The organism is Synechococcus sp. Minos11 (assembly GCF_014279855.1).
GTDB lineage: Bacteria > Cyanobacteriota > Cyanobacteriia > PCC-6307 > Cyanobiaceae > RCC307.
This window is the reverse complement of sequence record NZ_CP047953.1, coordinates 197001-216748: the sequence shown is the minus strand read 5'-3', so window position 1 is coordinate 216748 and position 19748 is coordinate 197001. Positions and strand designations below refer to the sequence as shown.

General features: G+C 39.7%; 19 protein-coding genes. All 19 read right to left on the bottom strand.

The features are described 5' to 3' along the window. Position 1: 1 nt before the first annotated feature. Positions 2–1144, bottom strand: a complete 1143-nt coding sequence (locus SynMINOS11_RS01055) for a glycosyltransferase family 4 protein (protein WP_186549263.1) — start codon at positions 1142–1144, stop codon at positions 2–4. Next, a complete protein-coding gene (locus SynMINOS11_RS01050; protein ID WP_186549261.1) occupies positions 1141–2559 on the bottom strand; it encodes a hypothetical protein in 1419 nt (472 codons plus the stop codon). The genes SynMINOS11_RS01055 and SynMINOS11_RS01050 overlap by 4 nt, the downstream gene beginning before the upstream one ends. A gap of 18 nt (positions 2560–2577) precedes the next feature. Then, positions 2578–3489 (bottom strand): glycosyltransferase family 2 protein, encoded by a 912-nt coding sequence (locus SynMINOS11_RS01045; RefSeq protein ID WP_222929711.1) that lies wholly within the window; start codon positions 3487–3489, stop codon positions 2578–2580. Between the two features lie 22 nt (positions 3490–3511). After that, entirely contained in the window at positions 3512–4726 is a 1215-nt protein-coding gene (locus SynMINOS11_RS01040; protein ID WP_186549257.1) for a glycosyltransferase family 4 protein, read from the bottom strand. A gap of 3 nt (positions 4727–4729) precedes the next feature. After that, positions 4730–5842 carry a DegT/DnrJ/EryC1/StrS family aminotransferase gene (locus SynMINOS11_RS01035; RefSeq protein WP_186549255.1) on the bottom strand — a complete coding sequence of 371 codons (1113 nt, stop codon included), beginning with the start codon at positions 5840–5842 and terminating at the stop codon, positions 4730–4732. Further along, positions 5839–6486, bottom strand: a complete 648-nt coding sequence (locus SynMINOS11_RS01030) for an acyltransferase (protein ID WP_186549253.1) — start codon at positions 6484–6486, stop codon at positions 5839–5841. Before SynMINOS11_RS01030 ends, SynMINOS11_RS01035 begins: the two co-directional genes overlap by 4 nt. Positions 6487–6527: 41 nt before the next feature. Next, entirely contained in the window at positions 6528–6956 is a 429-nt protein-coding gene (locus SynMINOS11_RS01025) for a hypothetical protein (protein WP_186549251.1), read from the bottom strand. Next, entirely contained in the window at positions 6953–7513 is a 561-nt protein-coding gene (locus SynMINOS11_RS13045; protein WP_186549249.1) for an acyltransferase, read from the bottom strand. The genes SynMINOS11_RS01025 and SynMINOS11_RS13045 overlap by 4 nt, the downstream gene beginning before the upstream one ends. Further along, on the bottom strand, positions 7513–8418 hold the full coding sequence (locus SynMINOS11_RS01015) for a nucleotide-diphospho-sugar transferase (protein WP_186549247.1): 906 nt from the start codon (positions 8416–8418) through the stop codon (positions 7513–7515). The genes SynMINOS11_RS13045 and SynMINOS11_RS01015 overlap by 1 nt, the downstream gene beginning before the upstream one ends. Further along, positions 8415–9479, bottom strand: coding sequence for a hypothetical protein (locus SynMINOS11_RS01010; RefSeq protein ID WP_186549245.1), 1065 nt, complete (start codon positions 9477–9479; stop codon positions 8415–8417). The genes SynMINOS11_RS01015 and SynMINOS11_RS01010 overlap by 4 nt, the downstream gene beginning before the upstream one ends. Continuing rightward, positions 9479–10420 (bottom strand): hypothetical protein, encoded by a 942-nt coding sequence (locus tag SynMINOS11_RS01005; RefSeq protein WP_186549243.1) that lies wholly within the window; start codon positions 10418–10420, stop codon positions 9479–9481. Before SynMINOS11_RS01005 ends, SynMINOS11_RS01010 begins: the two co-directional genes overlap by 1 nt. A 1-nt stretch (position 10421) precedes the next feature. Beyond that, positions 10422–12155: a nucleotide sugar dehydrogenase gene (locus SynMINOS11_RS01000; protein ID WP_186549241.1), complete on the bottom strand. Its 1734-nt coding sequence runs from the start codon at positions 12153–12155 to the stop codon at positions 10422–10424. Next, positions 12149–13123: an N-acetylneuraminate synthase family protein gene (locus tag SynMINOS11_RS00995; RefSeq protein ID WP_186549239.1), complete on the bottom strand. Its 975-nt coding sequence runs from the start codon at positions 13121–13123 to the stop codon at positions 12149–12151. Before SynMINOS11_RS00995 ends, SynMINOS11_RS01000 begins: the two co-directional genes overlap by 7 nt. A gap of 16 nt (positions 13124–13139) precedes the next feature. Then, positions 13140–14111, bottom strand: a complete 972-nt coding sequence (locus SynMINOS11_RS00990; protein ID WP_186549237.1) for an NAD(P)-dependent oxidoreductase — start codon at positions 14109–14111, stop codon at positions 13140–13142. Beyond that, on the bottom strand, positions 14111–14836 hold the full coding sequence (locus SynMINOS11_RS00985; protein WP_186549235.1) for an acylneuraminate cytidylyltransferase family protein: 726 nt from the start codon (positions 14834–14836) through the stop codon (positions 14111–14113). The genes SynMINOS11_RS00990 and SynMINOS11_RS00985 overlap by 1 nt, the downstream gene beginning before the upstream one ends. A gap of 14 nt (positions 14837–14850) precedes the next feature. Continuing rightward, positions 14851–15621, bottom strand: a complete 771-nt coding sequence (locus tag SynMINOS11_RS00980; RefSeq protein WP_186549233.1) for a TylF/MycF/NovP-related O-methyltransferase — start codon at positions 15619–15621, stop codon at positions 14851–14853. Positions 15622–15682: 61 nt separating this feature from the next. Further along, positions 15683–17371, bottom strand: coding sequence for an ABC transporter ATP-binding protein (locus SynMINOS11_RS00975; RefSeq protein WP_186549231.1), 1689 nt, complete (start codon positions 17369–17371; stop codon positions 15683–15685). A 183-nt stretch (positions 17372–17554) separates the two neighbouring features. Then, the gene (locus tag SynMINOS11_RS00970) at positions 17555–18544 is read right to left on the bottom strand and encodes a GDP-L-fucose synthase family protein (RefSeq protein ID WP_186549229.1); all 990 of its coding nucleotides are present in this window, start codon (positions 18542–18544) and stop codon (positions 17555–17557) included. Next, on the bottom strand, positions 18541–19647 hold the full coding sequence (gmd, locus tag SynMINOS11_RS00965) for a GDP-mannose 4,6-dehydratase (protein WP_186549227.1): 1107 nt from the start codon (positions 19645–19647) through the stop codon (positions 18541–18543). Before gmd ends, SynMINOS11_RS00970 begins: the two co-directional genes overlap by 4 nt. Between the last annotated feature and the right edge of the window lie 101 nt (positions 19648–19748).

Genomic DNA, 19748 nt, shown 5'->3' with positions numbered 1-19748 from the left:
GTTATTGCCAAGGGGGGGCTGGTCGATCTTGAATTATAGACGAAGATTGTAGATGTTTAAGTATAGAGGCCAGATAGACAGCTCCACAATCAGCACTTAGACATCGTGCCCATGATTGGAGCTGCTCTCTGGAATGAGAAGAAATTCTACCTCTGAAAAGATGAGCTAACATAAGAGTAAGAAGTGATGGCCAATCGCGAGAGTTGAAGACAGAACTTAGTCGAGATAGCCTTGCAACCTCAGCAGAGCCACAAGAGGAAGAAACAATCACTGGTGTGCCAGATAATAAAGCTTCGGAAACAACTGCACCCCAACCATCATGCCTGCTTGGCAAAACGAGGCAATCAGCGTGAGACATGAAATGAGGGATTTGCGAATTATGGACATTACCGTGGAAAACAACTTCGTGTGATATTTCACTGCGCAGACAATGGGAATGGGACTCGAGGGATTTGCGTAAAGGTCCATCGCCAATAAAGTGAAGAGAAGAATATAAGCGCAAATATTTATTGGAAACAAAAATCTTGAAAAGATCTAAAACGCCCTTATCTTTCAAGAGTGAGCCAACATATAGAAATCGGAACTTTTTATGTGAAATCGAGGAAGGACTGGACGGATCCAAGTTGTTAGATGGGCTATCAAGGAAGTAGGCAAACTGATAAATCTTAGAAGGTGGAACATTATGTGCAGCAAGCCATAAAGGAAGACGGTAACCAATTGCAAGATAGGCAGTTATAAGATCATTTGTTGAAGAAAAGATATGTTTATAAATTTGAGATTTGAGGTAAGAAAAGAGAATATTATTGAGGTTGGGAGATTCGAGCATGATAATTTGCTTGAATCCAAAATTGGAGACCTTAGATTGACAAAAAGAAAGGAACTTGTCACCTCTAACACCTTGAAAGATATGAAAAGCATCAGAAATTGGGGATGCTAGAAAATCATTTAAAGATTCAAGAGAATTGATTAGATGAAAACGAACACAAGAGGTACTGGAAGGAGTAATATTCCAACCCATTACGCTGCGATCAGGAGTGGATTTATTAAGTGCAACATAAGTCACATCAATATTGAGTGAACCAAGTGACTCGGCGAGATAGAAAATGTGCGGTGTAATTATAGTTTGCCAGAAGATGACTTTCATGAGATCAAGCGAAAAGAAAACTTGTCCTGTGGAAACGAGAAAGGAATAAGAAGACAAATCAATAGAAGTCCTATCCCGCCAGGAGAAAATAAGGTTGACTCGCCAATATTAGTAAGTAAAATGGTTAAACATACTAAAAAGCTACCGTAACCATTTCTAAGGGAAGATCTTAATATCAGAAGAAAAAGCAAGAGAAAAGGGATAAAGAGAATTAGGCCTAACTCTTCTAATATGGCAACAAACAGGACACCTTTTTCAATTGATGCTCCGACTGGTATGCCAAAAAAAGGATCAAATGCAACAGACATCGAGGATGAAACAGAGGGAACGCCGAAACCAATACCTTGAAAAAGATGGGTGGAAATATTATCAAGCATTGGTAGATAAAGAACCTCTCGGGACGAAGCAAAGATTTCAATGTATAGTTGGTACGAATTAAAATCAAGTTGATCTAGTAGACTTATAGCAGCATTATCTGACTTAAACAGTATTGAGCCAATAAGAGATTGTACTCTCACAGAAGTCAGAAAAATTCCAAGAATACCAAAAAAACTTACAACAACAAACAAAGTATTGACAGGCAAATGTTTCAATTTATGTTTATATGAGGAAAAATTTAATGATAGATGTACAACAAAAGAAAGGAAAAGAGCTAAAAGAAATGCAAAAAATGCTGTACGACTCGCAGTCGAATAAAGCATGAACAGAGCTAGAAGGAATAACGGAAGAACAATTCTGCGAAAAGAAACATAATTGAAAAGATAGTTGAAAGCAATAGAGAGATAGGTGGCTAAAACAACACCAAAAACCTGTGGCTGGGATAATATGCCTTGAAATCCAGTGCCATTAACAGCAAAACCAATACTTGATATGAAGTAAGTAGGCAAGCTAAGAATGATAACAAGAGAGAGAATGGTAAAAGACCAATGAAAGAACTCAGCACGTTGTTGAGATGAAGAATGAAACCAAGATTCAATGGAAGCAAAGGAAATGAAAAACAATAGAAAGGCCTTCAGCAACGATATTAAGGGAAATTGACTAAAAACAATAGAATGAAGAACTATAATAGGAAAAAAAAGCAAGAGAATAAAAGATGGGCGGGAGATAGTTAGCCTTGATTTAGTAACAGTAAGGGTATACAAAAAAACGAGTAAGAAACAGATATACCTGTCATTCCCACCAAGAACAGTTGGCGGTGTAAACGCTGGATTAATTAACCCAAAAAGAGAGGTAAGCAGTAAAGACTGAAGTACAGTATACGGGCGACGATAGATAAACGGATATAAACCTAACATCAGTATTGAAAGGGTTGCTGATATAGGCGAAAACAACCGAAAAACCAGAGCTATGCCAAGATATGCTGTAGATGTGGGGAGTTTATGTAAAAAGCTCAAACGGATGGGGGATAAATACATGAATGGGGTAAAATGATACTAATTTTGTGAAACAGAAGAAATAAGTCGCTTAAATAAGAGCCGGTATGAACCACGGTAAAAATACCAATAAGCCCGTCGGAGGCGATAGATATATTTCAAACAAAGACCTAGGAAGGTATATTTGTATTTGAGTTTATAACGAGTGGCGATATATTTATGTTCGAGCATAGCTGCAGAATTATTTGGAAGAGTTTTTTGGCTCGAGTGGCGCCTAAAAACAGCAAGAGGAATATTATGTATACGATGAAAAGGCATAGTGCATAGTCTAGAGAATTCGATTAACATTTGATAGTCCATGGTATAGTGTAAATTTGTATCAAAACCTGGAAAATCTGCATGGAGACATGACTTCCAGAAGAATGCTTGAGCGTTAAGGTGAAAGCCTTCGTAGACAAGATGATGATAAGAAAAATCAAAAGCATGAAAATAATCAATGTAGTTATTGTGCTCATCGATTGATATCCAATCACCAAAAACAACATGCACGGAAGGATTGTGGTCGAAAGCAGTTATGGCATTAATAAAAGAATTAGGTAGAAAAAGATCATCTGAATTAAGCCAACAGAAAATATCACCAGTTGCATGCGAAAAGCCTTTATTTAAAGCATCACTTTGGCCTAAATCGGGTTCTGAGCAAAAATAGGCGATGTGGGAGATATACTTGTCAATGATCATAGTGGTATTGTCAGTTGATGCTCCATCAATTATTATTAGCTCAGTATTAGGGTAACACTGATTAAGAACAGATAGTATGCTCTGTTCAATGAAGAGCCCAGAATTGTATGAGGGCATTACAACAGATATTTTTGGAAGACATGAAGATAAAAGTTTATTAGGTTGAAAATGGGAAAAGAATAAAGTCGAAATAAATTCGGTTGGAATATGAGTGTGAGCTGATCTAAGGGGCATAAAACGAAAAATGGGGAGTAAGTCAGGAATTAGCAGGCCAGGAATTTAAACGCGAAGTATAGTCTTGAAGGAAAGAGACGAAGGAATTCAAGTACGTATCCGGGGATAATTCAGAGAGTCTTTGTGAACCTCTTGATACAATAGAGGAGCGGAGATCCTTTTGATTGAGAAGTGACAAAATTGAATGAGCAGCTGTATCAGGATTACTAAGATCTACAAGATGGGCGGCGTCAGCAACTTGATCCTTTAAGCCAGGTTTATTAGGGTAAATGACAGGAACACCGAGATGAAAGGCCTCAAGTGGTGGAAGGTTGGTAGGGCCGAAGTATGTCGGCATAAATAGAGCGAGTGCTGAGCTGTAAATTGCAGACATCTCCGTATCGGAAACAAAACCCGGGAAAAAAATGTTATTAGTAAGATCTAACGAATTAGTTAACTGACGCAAGAAAGAGAGATTACCTTTGTCACGACCAAGAAATATAGCAGATATAAGCGTATTATATTTAGTCTTGAGAAGTGCCAATGTACGAATAATATATGCGTGGTTCTTATGAGCCCAAAATTGGGCTGGATAAACTACATAGGGGGTAGATGGGAGAGGAAATGAGCTTGGAGAAGTATTACTTGAGAGTACGGCAAAGGAAGGTTGAAATGGGATGACGTGAATACGAGACTTATCTATTCCGTAGTAAAAAGAAGTGAGATGTTTGCTATGAGCAGAATCAACAATAATGGCAGCTGAACGTGGAAGAGAGTTACGGTAGAAGGCCTCTCGGTTTTCAAATGCTTGATTATCACGTACCTCAGGAAATTCCACATCTTCTCTATGAGAGAGGTCCCACACAGTTATCACGTAATTAAGTTTTTCGAGATAAAGAGAAAGCGAGGATGGAGAAACGAAATATACAAGATTAATTTTGTCGCGGATAAGTGCTGCCTCGAAAGGATTGAAAGGTTGTATAAGTTTAATTATTGAAAGAAGGCGTGGATGCCACCGGAGTTGACGAATAGAGCATAGAAGACGAACAAAGGGGGAGACAGGTAGGTATGCAATATTTAGATGGCTAAGCCGTATTTCCTGAGCAGGCTGTGTCAAAGAATAATAATGAACATCAGCAAGCGAATCAGGTATAGTCGATAAAAGATTCATGGTATTGATTGCTTGGTAATAGCCTCCACCAACAGATATATCTTGATCAAAGATAACGCCAATAGATATCTTTCTTAAATAATTCATGATCTACGAAAATAAATTGAGCGTAATCTCAATAACATGAGATAATTGATCCTCGGTTAATCCAACACCGCTTGGCAAGTATAGTCCTTGAGCATATAAATAATCAGCAACGGGATACTCCTCGGAAGGGAATAGTCCTAATGACTTAAGAACAGGCTGACGGTGCATAGGGCAGAAGAATGGACGAGTTCCAATACCAAGCTCACGATATTTAAGAATAAAATCAGAAGCGGAACCCAGAGTGGGGTCAATAAGGATGCCAAACACCCAATAGATGTTAGAGGCATATTGGGTACAGTCGAGTGGAATTTGTAGTTTATTGATCTGTTTAAGGGATGAAGAGTAGGTCATGCCTATTTTTCGCTTAATCGCAAGTGTTTCTTGAAGTAGTTCGAATTGTGCGACACCGACTGCAGCGTGGAGATTAGAAAGACGATAGTTCCAACCCAATCTGCGGTGAACAAAGCGAGCGGTGTTATCAAAACAAAGATTACGAAGGGAACGACAAGTATTAGCTAATGATGCATTACTAGTCAGAATCATACCTCCCTCACCAGTAGTTACATGCTTATTTGGGTAAAAGCTCAGGATGCTAATGTCACCAAAAGAGCCGCAGGGTTTACCTTTGTAAGTATGTCCAATAAGCTCAGCGGTATCTTCGATTAGATAAAGACCATGCTTATTGCAAAGATGTAGAATGGGATCTAGATCAACAGGCAATCCATAGGTGTGTACGACCATTATTGCTCTAGTTCTTGATGTAATCTTCTCAGCGATTAGAGTGTGATTTATGTTCCATGTCACAGGATCACTATCTATAAGAACAGGCTTGAGTCCAGAACGAATTATTTGGTGAATACAGGAAATAATCGTAAAAGATGGCAAAATAACTTCGTCACCAACAGAAAGCCCGAGAGAATCAATGGCAATGTCTAAAGCTGCTGTACCACTAGAAACGGCGATGGCATGAGAGGTCTGAAAGACACCACATGCTATCTCTTCAAGCTGAGTTACAAAGGGACCTTCCGAAGAAATCCAACCTGAATCAATACAATCACACAAATATTGCTTTTCGTTCCCCCGTAGAGAAGGTGTATTGACAGGAATAAAGCTCATTTTATGAAGTCAGAAGTAAATCTATGTCTTTTAAAGATAGCAGGTTGTCCTGATACATACCAGTTGTCTGGGATTGACTTGAGAATAACAGAATTTGAGACACAAAAAGCATCTTCGCCTATAGTGACTGAAGGCATAATTATACAATTTAGGCCAATCCATGAATTCTTTTTTATAACTACAGGACCAGCAATAAAAGGTGCCGAAATGTAAGGCATGAGTGAGACCCGTCGTGATTTTAGATCATGATCATTCGGAATATTTGAAAGACTATAGACTTTTGTATAAGCACTGAGAACAGTATTGTCCTGAATTTCTAGACCACCGAAACCAGCTAACGTACAAAAAGGACAGACATGAATATTGTCGCCAATGACAATTGCACCAGGCGGATGGGAAAAATTTTTGTTATCAGAAAAATGAATATTACCAGTGAGAGATGAACCGGTAGAAATTAAAGTATATTTATCAATATGAACATTATTACCGATAGATATCAACTGAGGACCAAGGATTTGGACCCCTACATCAATAGTGACATTTGAGCCAAGGCTTCTAAGAGTGCATTTATAATAAAGGGAACGGAGCTTGTTGCCTGTAGGTCCTGGAGTGAAAGTGACAAAAAGGAGTAAAAGGTCATTCAAAACAACTAATGGGGACCGTAGAAGTTGTCTAAGGCGCATAATTATTCAAGAACTATGCGAGATGAGGGAACTGACTCAAATCTGTTTTTGTCTGCAATGCCAACATAAGGACCCTGCTTGACCTCAATGAGTTGTGTATCTTCTAGCATAGTGAAACCATGGCCCCCAGAAGAAAGAAGGATAACATCGCCAGTAAAAAGTAGTTTACTGAGGTAATAAGTATGATCTTGCGCATAAAAATCAACTCTAAGCTTGCCTGATTTGATCAATAAAACTTCTTGTGTAAGTTTGATATCACGAGGGACATCATTGTGCGTGTGAGGTGGTATTGTATGGTCTTTAGGATGATTCATATAACCAACCTGCTGTGAGAAGGTCAATGGTGTAACGAAATGAATACCAGGTTCAGAAAAAGAGGATCTGATAATGATTGCGAGTAAATCTCCACCGTATGTGATATGTTCAATCATTTAAGGCACTTAACAACAGTGGCAGGATTGCCAGCAACGAGAGTAGCTGGTGGTACATTTCTGGTAACGACTGCTCCTGCAGCAACAATTGATCGGGGACCAACCGAAACACCAGGGAGAATAATAGCATTAAGTCCAATCCACACATCATCGGCAATAAACACAGGATCAATCCTCACATCGTGCCAAGTTTTGATGTTGTTGAAAGTGTCAGGCAAGTCGGAACGTCGAACTTGGTAGTTGATGGAATGGGAGTTATGATCCATGATTGTCACACCCCAAGCAATTTGAACGTTTGATCCAACATATACAGACTGTGCAATACTTAATGTGCAGCCACCCATAAAAGTGTTGGTACCTATGGAAAGCTGAGCATGATCACGTTCAAAAACAATATTTGCATCTATAAGAGAATTGTTACATACGAAGAGTGAGCAAAACTTGGAACGTTTCAATGAAATCCTTTCATAGGAAACAAGGGAAGAAGCTGAAACGGCTAAGTCGGCATGTCGAAGAAGACGAATAAAAGCCAGACGACGCTTGATGAAAGCAACCATTAAAAAGGGAAAATGGCAAAGATTGATTTAAGCTTAGAAGATATCCTTTTAGAAAAAGATTGGGAAAAATATTGATGACGGAGTAAATCGTCCTTTTGCTGGCCTGTAAGCGAAGAGTCAACAAGAGGGAGTGACGTGCTCGGTAGCTCACCTAATGGTCTGTTAGCAACCTGAGAATTGATATCAGTAGTATGCGTTGCATTAGAATCAAAACCAATATTAGATATGAGATTGCTATTGGGCGTAATACAAAAACCGTTGTTAAGCCAGATAGTAAAAAGCCACTGGTAGTCCCAAGTGTCAAGAGAACGATATTTAACAGAACTGAATAAATTAGACCAGAAAATATGGTCGATTGGATGATTAACTAGACGCCTTAACGACTTATGATCAGAAAACCCAGGAAAATTGAGGGAATAATTCTCCCAGCGGTTTGCCCAAGTTGCCCAACCCCAAATCCCGGGGTAAATTGAAACATGATGACTAGCGCGAGGATGAAGATCGGGGAAAAGAGAGGCGCCGCTAATATGCCAAATATTGGGATCATGCGAGTATTTATTAAGCATATGATCACAAAAAGTGAAAAATGACTTAGAGGGAAGACAGTCATCCTCAAGTATCAAGCCCTGTGACTCGTGAGAAAAAAACCAACTGATAGCTGAACTGACAGCTAATTTACACCCAAGGTTGGTTTCCCTGTAGAGAGTCTCTACTTTGCAGTCCCAGTCAATATGCGAGACAATTGACTTACAAATAGAGATATTCGATTGGTCATCTAAATTACAGCTACGTGGTCCATCACAAGCAAGGTAAAGCCTTCTAGGCCTAGCAAGCTGAATTGATTGAAATACTTTTTGAGTTGTATAGGGACGATTAAAAAAAAGAAAGAGAATAGGGTTAGTCATGGAGACAAATGACGGCAGGTTAAATGAAGAGGATCAAGCTCGGAAGATGATCGAATATTAATAGCGTTTGAAAGACCCTTATATATATGAGAATAATCTCTGGCTATTATGTTGTCAGGGGGTGCAACTAAGAAAATATCAGAGCGCTTAAAAGCTAGCATTATAGATGAATAATAGCCTAAATACCGCATAGAGGTTTGAAAGATAACTAACTCAGCTGGCAACTGCCCGTACTTACGGGGCATGAGAATGAAATTAGGAGAGTTAAAATAGTCAGGAAGAGGTCGAATGTCTCTTGGTCTGGTTTTAATAAAAATGGGGGTATCCTTGATAAGAATTGAAAGGTCACTGAACCATGATGAATATTGTTCGAAGCTAAGTGGTTCAATAAGGGGGTGGAAGAACGGGGAGGGAAGATGTTTGAAGTTTAAGTCGGGAATAATAGAAGCAATATGCAAAGCTAAAGAACGAATATTAGGAAATAAGATGTTCTCAGGCAATACAGAGATGTTTGAAATTATATATTTAGATCTAAGGCGAATTTGTCCAGAAATATCGGGTAAAATCCAATATTTATCTAAAACAAAAGGAGATCCTGTAATTAAAGAGCGGATGTGTTTAGCAGTTTCTCTGAAGTGGTCAAAACATTGGATCAAGGTCGAATCAAAGGATACAAACTGATTACCGAAACAAGAAGCCCCCTCTGGAAAAATATCGATGCGCTTACCTCTTAATTGATCATATAGAAAAAATAGAGCGTTAGAAGTAATAATATTATGTTCGTCGAGGGGTAGCTGAGGGGGGTCAAAGCGTATAGGGTCAAAAAGTCTCTTTTCGCGTGGCGGACAATACCAATTCAGAGGACCAACTATTACTAATTTATATCCAAAAAAACCTGCAATCTCATTAGCAAGATAATTGGCAAAGGGATCGTAGGATAAGTATTTAGTTTCATCATAACCATTATGGTACAAAAGATAGTAAATTGTAGTGCCTTTTGTGATAATCGAGGAGGCACATAAATTCAACAAAGGGGAAAGCCCGGTACAAATTACAGCCATTAAAGATTACTGTACTGGGAAAACTGCCAAGGGAAAGGGAAAACTTGTGTTGATAGATTATTTGAAGTCATAACAGAGGAATTATGGAGCATTTCAAGATTATTTCTCTCATGAAGTAAAAAAGGCTTTACACCTAAAGAGATTAAGTCGGTAAGAATACCCAAACCAGGACGACATATCGCAGCCCTAAGAGAACAAAACATATCTATTGAGAAAGATGCAGGCTTTAACCATGATGGTAGAGGGTGCATGTCACTCAGCAGTGGAGGATCAACATAAATGGTTGAAAAAGGAAACGGGCCTTTGTACAGAAGGGTAGTCATAATGCTTTTAAGAGATGATTGAAGGATGGGAGTTGAACCACCAGTAATTAAAAGATTATTGCGGTTATGGAAGGACCTAGATTGGTGGCTTGATAGAAGTGCTGGATTGAAAGCAAGAGGAATGGGGCAAAATCCAGATTGAGATTTGACATCAGGCATAGAAAATAGCTCGTACCCATAGATTTGTGGGTTATGGCGTTGTAGTAAGGAAGTGCAATACTCAAAGTAATAAGGATTTAGATCGCGGGCAATCGTGTGCCAAAAGAACTGAGCTGTTATACATGCGTCAGGACGAACAGAGAGAATATCAACTAGATTATCAGAATAAACTGAAGAAAAAGACTGTAATGATGGAAGATTTGAAAGCCAGTTGGATGGATTCAGGCTTTTAACAGAAAAATTGGCAAGAGAAGTAGAAGTATGAAAATCAATTAACTGTATAGAGCAAAACGAAGGAAGTGAAAGCGATGTGATCAGCTTTTGATAGCAGGTAAGGGGTGCAAAAAGGGTGATATGAGTATCAGGTGGGAAGAAACTATTATTATGAAGTAAGAGAAGGACACGACGTAAGTGACCAAGGCCATGGTCGCAAACAATATACGCAACTGACCGTTTCAATTTAACAACTTGAATTAATAGAAGAGCAATACCCCATAGATGAATAGATTAAATTTGGGACATTTTCAACATCAATTCGATCAAGCATAGACCAACCATCAAAAATAAGCTTTGTTTTAGAAGATTGCAAGAGGGTGAGCAAATTATCAGGAACATTATCAGGATGATTGTTAAGAATAAGAAGCGCATCAATATCTAATAAGGAGCCATCATATTTAACAAGTTTTGGAAAATGAGACGGTAGCTGGGATTGAGATACAACAGCATCAAAAACAGAAACCTTAACGCCTAATGCTAATAGTTGTTCGCACAAATCAATACCGATAGATCCACGAAGATCGTTTGTTTCTGGAAGGCCCTTAAAAGCGAGACCAGCTACAAGGACAGAGAGAGAATCATATTGGAGACCAAGGGATGTAAGAAAACGATTTAGAACTAAGAGAGGGTAATCAGAAGCAAGTTTGTTTACATGTCGACCGCATTGGGATAGAAGGCTATGTGGTGCAGAATTATCTATTGACGAATATAGAAAGGGGTCCTTAGTAAGACAATAACCACCAACGCCAGGACTTGGTTGAGGGATTGGGTTTCGAGGGTAGCCTTCATTAGCAGCAGCAATGACCTTAAATGCGTCAAGATTAAACTGGTCAGCGAGAAGAGCAAAACCGTTGGCAAAAGAAAATGATAGATCTCGATAGCTATTATTAATTAGCTTGACAAGCTCTGCGGCTTCAAGTGACTCTACTAATACTGTATTTGAGAGGGTCTGCCAAAATGCAGAGGCTTTAGAAGCACATTGAGAAGAAAAACCGCCGACAATCTGTGGCAAGGAGGTAAGCTCAGACATAGCCTGCCCCTCAACAGTCCTTTCGGGAGTAAAAGCAACGTGGAAATCCTTGCCGGCTCGAAGATGGGATAGTGACTCCAGGAGTGGAATAACTTGACTGCGTGTGGTGCCAACGGGAACAGTGGAGCGCAGCATCACTAGGTCTCCTTGCTTCAATTTTGGACCTACGGCATTGCAAACAGAGAAAAGAGCATCAAGTGAGGGAACAGATTCAGAATCAACTGGAGTTCCAACGGTGATAATTACAACTTTACTATGATGATCTGGAGTTGAAACTTGGACTTTAAAGTGGCCAGTCTCTAATGTATTAATTAGCATATCTTTAAGGCGAGGCTCAAAAACATGCGGCTGGCCAGCAGACAATTGACTGATAAGATTCAGATTAGTATCAATGCCTGTTATGTAATGGCCACGTGATGCTAATGTTACACCCAAAGTAAGGCCAACAAAACCCAAACCATATATGTCGATATGGCAGCCTTGAGTTGGGTTATTGGAAAGTAGAGAAAAAATATCAATAACATCACAAAGTTTGTCACCATCATCAAGTAAAGGGACAAATCTAGTTAGTTCTTTACTACCGCCTGATTTTTTGAATAGCTTAAGTCGTACATCTATAATTATGTCTTCCTCCGGCAAGCCATAACTTGCACTGATGAAATCAGTTATCATAATAGTGGAGACTTGCTCTTTAAGATCGACACCATCGGCTAAAGCACGGATGATATCTGCATGATTGAGAACTCCCAAAAGAAAAGAAGAATTATCAATAATAAAGCACATCTCTATAAACTGAGATGCACTGCGTCCCATCTTTTGAATAACACTTGAAATAGTATCGCCTGGGTTAACTAAAAGATATTTAGTTGGGAAAGTACTAGCTAGCATGGAGTTTCCTCCCAGTTGAAGATCATTTCGCTGCGCCTAAATGCGCCGGACTTGATAGGTGATGCAAAACGTCCACGATAATAATCGCGATTTAAAAGTTCTCCAGGGGTGAGAGAGCGGTCCGCAGAGCCGAGCATGTCCTTCCAACTAGGATGATATTTATTTAAATAGCCAAGCTGGTCATCTCTAGATAAGGAGTTGAAATCTAATAATTCACACAAATGATGGGGGGTGATCGAAACTGGTGCGTCCTTAGCATGACAAAGGTCATCGAGAATAAAATGACGCTCAACAAAGTCAGCGCCACAATAAACAGCAGCTTTTGCAGCTACTAAGCCATCTTGTTGAACAGAAGAATGATCAGAAAAACCAACAGAAGGTACCAAATTCTTTAGCCAGGAAATGCGATTAAGATGCATTTGGTCTAAAGGTGTAGGATACAGCGTTACACAATGAAGAAGCGAGAATGGAATATTGTAAGAATGAAGAAGTTCAGCAGCATAGAGAACTTCAGAGGAGTGAGTCGCACCGGTAGAAATATATAGTTCGTCGAAACTTTTTGCAAGTTCTCTAAGTAATGAATAAGAAGCGCAGTCATAACTTGCGACCTTAACAACGCGAAATCCTTGGTCAAGCAGGGAAGGAATACTATCCTTTGCAAAGCAAGTAGTCATGGGGATACATCCTAAAGACTGGACATGTTTGACAAACGAACGACATTCTTGGTCTGTAAGCTCAAGCTGCTTAAGACGATTGTATTCAGCTTTCCATGGTCTTTTAATAGATTCAAGTTGACCAGTCTCGGAAGTGAAACCGGTTTCAAATTCAGAGCGATATGTCAGGTTTTTGACGTAAATGTGTTGGAGTTTGATATGCGTGGCTCCGCTTGCAGCAGCAGCGTCAGCCATGCGAAGAACGTTATCAAATTTGCCGCCGTGATTTTGACAGAGTTCAGCAATGAATTTCATAGATCTAAGAAGCAAGCTATGAGGTAAAAAATGAGTTTACCTGCTGGATAATGAATGCACGAGTAGAATTAATTGCTTCAACAGAATAGCCAGCAACATGTGGAGTTATAATAACATTTCTATTATGCAACGAATAGTTCAACAAAGGAGAGGATACGGTTGAATTAGGCGGCCAAGTGGAGTCAGCAGCAAGTACATCAAGACCAGCGCTGCGTATTATACCAGTCTTCAGAAGCTGGACAAGAACATCTTCATCAACTAATTCACCTCTGGCTATATTAACAAAAGTTGAACCATATTTGAATAAGTGGGAATTAGTTTTATTAATAATAGGCGGGTCACCAGAAGAATAAGAAGCAGCCATAATTACATGATCAGAAGAACTCAGAAGATCATCAAGTGTCACAGATTTTACAAAGCTAGGTATACACTTAGAGTCAACAAAAGGATCACATACCAATATGTTCATACTAAAAGCCCTTGCATAGTTGACAAGCATTGTTCCAATTCTGCCGTAGCCTATGATTCCAATAGTTTGACTAGAAAGTTGGTGAAGCTCCAAAAGATCACGATGCCATCGTGAATTCTGTGGAATAGCCTCTAATGTGCCTAAGTTACGATTACAGGCAAGAAGTAATAACCAAGCATGCTCAGCAGTGCTTGTAATTGTACGCAGAAATGCAACTTCGCCGCGAAGACTTATAACTGAGACATTATTGCGTGCAGCGCATAAACAATCAATATGATCTAAACCGGTGGTGGGTGTAGCTAGGACCTTGAGGCTAGGCGCCAATGCAAAGAAATCGGAACCAAAATATAATCCTAAACGAGCAAAGACAATATCAAATGAATTATTACTTAAAAAAGCATATAGATCTTGTGAAGATCTAAAGGCGCGAGAAGTAAGAATGAAATCCTTACGCAAAAAATTATTGACCACCGACCTAGAAAAAATGTCAGGCTCAGTGGCTAACGCTGTGATTGGCATCAAGAATGAATATTATTCTGAAGGAGAAATAACTGTGCGTACCTTAGGTCTTGAGGAGTATCTATATTGAAAGACGTTGAAGGATCAACAGTAAAGCCAAGTGAGATATCACCAATGAGACTATTTTTTGAGATCAGGCAATCTCGACGTGTAGCATAGACGTCGCCACTCCTGATGTATATATCAGGAAGATCTTGGCGAGGCATCATTGGGTCTGAAACATCCGAACAAACCGGAACCAATAGATTTCTATTAGTCATACTGTACATGCGATGTGGATGGTTAGCCCCCACGTTCACAACAGTTACTGCAGAATCAACAGAAGAATCGGCAGATATCAAAGACATAACAACAGAATCAATCAAATTAGAGGATCTGAATGGAGTAGTAGGCTGAAGAAGAACAACGATATCATAGATACAATTATTCTTGCTTTCCATAAATTGGAGGGCATGGTAAACAACAGAAAAACTATCTGATTGATCAGTAGCAAACTGAGCTGGACGGATGAATGGTACTGAGGCACCAAGCGACTCTGAAAGGTTGGCAATATCCACAGAGTCAGTGGAGACAATAACATCGTCTAAACCACTACATTGATATGCAGATTGGATGGAATATTGAATAAGAGGTTGACCACCTAGATCAACAATATTTTTATTCGGTATCCCCTTAGAGCCACCTCTAGCTGGGATGACACCTAAAGTGCGAAGGGAAGATGACATTGGTAATAAGTTAATTATTTTCTAATAAGACCCCATCTCTCGAATTCTGAAGGTGGAGTCGGAAACTGGACGAGTTCAGAATCTGATGAGGAGATGGTCGCAAGAAACTCATTGGTTGCAGCACGAGCTCCAGGGAACTTTAATGAGTAATACTCATCAAGGTATATCAAAGCATTGGGCTCAAGCTTGGGCCACAAAAATTCAAATGTCGCAATGTGACTATCATATAAATCGCAATCCACAAGTGCGGCACAAACGTTTGAAGGGCCAGAATGCTGTGAGGCAGCCATAGTGTCCTTGAAAGAGCCTTCAACTAAAACAACATTATCTAGGCCTAAAATTGATAGCTTGCGCTCAATACAAGAACGGGAGGTAGCGGAAAAATTACCAGAAGAAGAGATGGTTGAGGCGTTTAAAGTAGACTCTGATAATAGTTCACGCCATCTGAGGTTTGTCGTAACATCTGAGAGATGCTTGGATGTAATTTGCTCGTCTTTAAACAAATCATGGAAGTACTTGGGATCATCCTTTAGATTGTAAACAGGAGGAAATCCACAAAACGTGTCATAACCATAGACTGTCTTCGTGGAATTAATTGACTTAAGAATTTGAGCAGTTGCTATTAATGAATGCCCTTGAAAAACACCGGACTCAACAATATCGCCATCAAACTTGTGACTTTGTTCCTTGATAAAGTTAAAGTAGAAACGCAAAGGATGAGAATTGGACAAATAATTACTGACACCAAGAACATTAAATTGCCAATCAGCTGATAGTTTAATCAAGAAAACCTCTCAAAGTGGAGGAATCCTAACATATTACAACAAAAGGGGGGGGAAACAAATATCAGGCATAGTCATGAAATTGAGAGAGAATACTAGAGGGAGGACCTACACGGTGAATGACTCCATCTTTAAGATAAACGACTCGGTCGCACAACTCGAGCGTAGAAAGCCTGTGGGCGATGATAAAAATTGTAATATTACTGCTAAGACTATCGACAGCATTCATTACAAGAGACTCTGTAACTACATCTAGAGCGCTTGTTGCTTCATCTAGGATTAAGACAGGAAGATGCTTGTACAAGGCACGGGCAATACCAAGGCGTTGACGTTGGCCTCCACTGAGACGAACACCTCTTTCACCAATTGTGGTGTCATATTTAGAGGTAGTAGACTGGATATATGAATCAAGCTGAGCTTGCTGTGCGGAGGTAATAACTTTTGGAATATCGATAGTTTCGGATGAGATACCGAAGGCTATATTTTCAAGAAAAGATGAGTCAGAAAGGTAAATAGTCTGTGGAACGTGAGCAATTTGAGAACGCCAAGAGAGAAGAGAACTAGAGTCAGAAGAGTCAAATATATCATCACCATTCACAAGTAATTTGCCAGAAGTAGGCTGAAGCAAACCCATAAAAATATCTGCCAACGTACTTTTGCCGCTGCCAGTTTTGCCGAAGACTCCAATTTTTTCACCGGGTTGTATTTTTAGATTGATACCGCTAAGAATATGTTGATCGGTTCCTGGATATCTGTAACTAATATTGTGAAATTCAATAGTTTTTGGTGCCTGTATTTCTGATCTAATCTTATGATGATGATGGGAAGAGAAATTACTCGGTTGCTCAAGAAGCCATAAAACAGAAGCCAAGGCAGGTGCTCTACTTTGAAGGCTGGCCCAGGTACTAAAAACTTGTTGAAGAGCTGGCAAAAGTTTCTGAGATCCAAGTGCAAAAGCACCCATCAATGGAAGAAGTGCAGAAGTACCTGATAAGGACTGCGAAGAAGAAATCGCAGTTGCAAAAAATGCAATAAATAGAATACCTATAGCCTCAAGAATGTACCTAGGTGAGGCTGATATAAATGAAATAGATGCGTTGGATAGCCGCATCTTCATATCTGCGTCTTGAAATATTGAAACATAAAGAGCCTGAGTATTATCAAGTAAAATGTCCCGAATGCTGCCAAACCCCTCCTGAAGGGCTTTTAACTGCTTTCTACTTGAGAGTGTAAGCAATTTACCCTTATGCGAGAGGCTTTTTCGAGTGCGTAAGGCAATAAAAACATATGCAAGAGAAAAAGCAGTAATAGCGCTGAAAAAAAGACCGGGGTCAATTGAAAATAAAGCAAATCCAATGGAGAAAGAAATAAGTGAAGAGGAGAAAAAAGCAAGAAGTTGGTTGAGTAATACAACGGAAATGTTTACCTGTGTTGTGATGGAATCAATAGTTGTACTACTATTGACGGAGATATGAAAAGAATAAGGCTGGTAAAGAGCTTGCTTATAAGAAGCGGAACTGAGGTCAGAGCCAATCAGAGCTGCTAAACGGGCATTAAGTCTAAGGTTAAATAAACGAAGCCAAGCCGCAATGACTGCAATAGTACTAAAGGACAATGCAAGTGGAAATAGCAACTCGGATGAATAGGAAGTTCCAAAAAAATCAAAGAATAGCGTAACTAAAGCTGGACTTGATTGTTGATCTGAGTCGCCCAATAGGGAGAGAAAAGGAATGATAGAGGCAACGGAGGCCATTTCAGCGATACTGCTACTAAGCATCACTAGAAGAAGGAAAAAAAGTTGACGTCGCCTAATATTCCTCAACTGCTTCCAGAGCCTAGGCAATAGAAAGAAGAAGTTGTTGGTGAAATCAGGTTGAGTAGCGAACATCAACAGACCGAGTCAAAAGGGATAATAAATATATAAAAAACTAATAGATCACGAATTCATGGATGCATACATTTCTGAGAAATCTTTGATTGTTGAATCTAAGCCAGTTGAGAGATCGACTAGTGGTGTCCAACCGAGTTGCGAAAGTGACGAGATATCAAGAAGCTTTTGTGGAGTGCCATCAGGATAACTGGTATTCCACTTGATTTGACCAGTAAAACCAGTTTTGTGAGCTATCAGGTTTACGAGTTCAGTAATGGTAATGTCATTTCCAGTACCAACGTTTAAATGAAGAAGCGGATTCCCATGGGTATCTAAAGGAGAATTCAGGGCGTTTGGGTCCCAATTCTCAAGTACAAAAACAGACGCGCTGCCTAAATCATCAACATGCATAAACTCTCGGCGGGGTGAACCAGTACCCCAACATTCAACAAAAGGGGAACCAACATTAGAAGCCACAACAAACTTACGAACAAGGGCTGGAAGAACATGACTATTCAACGCATGATAATTATCACCAGGACCGTACAAATTAGTAGGCATTAAACTGATAGCGTCAAAGTTGTACTGCTTTCGGAGTGATGCACACAGCTTCAATCCTGCAATTTTAGCAATTGCATAAAACTCATTTGTTGTCTCCAATGGGCCTGTCAGTAAAGAGTCTTCAGTAATAGGCTGAGCGGCAAACTTAGGATATATACAACTACTACCAAGAAATAATAGACGACGAACACCATGTCGCCATGCAGATTCAATAACATTTGTCTGAATCTTTAAATTCTCCAGGAGAAAGTCTGCCGGAAAAGTAGTATTAGCATGTATTCCACCAACTTTGGCAGCAGCTAGAATCAAAACATCTGGGGAATGAAGATCCATCCAGATATCAACAGCTTTGTTGTCAAGAAGATCAAGGTCGTTGCGGGACGGGAGGAGAAGATTTGAATATCCTCTACTGACTAGTGCCCTAGAAATTGCACTCCCAGCCATTCCTGTAGCACCAAAAACAGCAAAAGTATCCTGGAAATTTATAAGATTCATTCGCGAGCTCCTATAACATTGAAGCCTTGATCGCGCAGAAATGCTTCTTTTTGAGCTTCTTCCTTATCTACAGCAACCATTTCAGAAACAAGATCTTCTAGAGTTGTTGTAGGTATCCAACCTAGTTTTGCCTTTGCATTGGCTGGGTCACCAAGAAGAGTTTCTACTTCTGCAGGTCTAAAATATCTTGGGTCAATTCGAATGACGGGGTTACCAGTATCAGATCTATAACCGACTTCATGTAAAGCAGAACCTTGCCAGAGAATTGTTCCCCAACCGAGTTCTGCTGCTGAAAGCTCAACAAAGCGCCTTACAGTCTCTTGTCGACCTGTAGCAATAACAAAATCCTCCGGTGATTCTTGTTGCAACATTAACCATTGCATTTCAACATAGTCCCTAGCATGACCCCAATCTCGGAGAGCATCAAGATTGCCTAAAAACAATATATCATCAAGGCCGGCATCTATTCGTGCTAAACCACGGGTTATTTTTCTTGTGACGAAGGTTTCGCCTCTTCGAGGGCTTTCATGATTAAAAAGTATACCGTTGCAGGCATACATCCCATAGCTTTCCCTGTAATTAATAGTTATCCAATATGCATAGAGCTTTGCGACTCCATATGGACTGCGGGGGTAAAATGGAGTGCGTTCTGTTTGTGGTATCTCTTGCACAAGTCCGTACAATTCACTAGTACTAGCCTGGTATATTCTTGTTTTCGATACAAGCCCAAGTATTCGTACTGCTTCTAAAATACGTAAAGTCCCTAAGGCGTCAGAATTGGCTGTATATTCTGGGCTTTCAAAGCTAACTGCAACATGACTTTGGGCTCCTAAGTTATAGATTTCATCAGGCTGAACAAGTTGTATAATGCGTATTAAGTTGGTGCTATCGGTTAAATCACCATAATGAAGCGTTAGACGAGGATCATCAACATGCGGATCCTGGTATAGGTGATCTATTCGGTCTGTGTTGAAGCTGCTTGATCTACGCTTAATACCATGAACTTTGTAGCCTTTCTCAAGTAGAAACTCAGCCAAATAACTGCCATCTTGTCCCGTTATGCCGGTAATCAGTGCGGTTTTCGTTGAGGTCATTGATATCATAATTGGCGAGTGGGGACGCTTTAAATTGAGTGTGAGGCTATGCGAAAAGGCCTTGAAACAAACTTAGTACAGCAGTCTCAGTGAACCTAGGGTAAATTTTG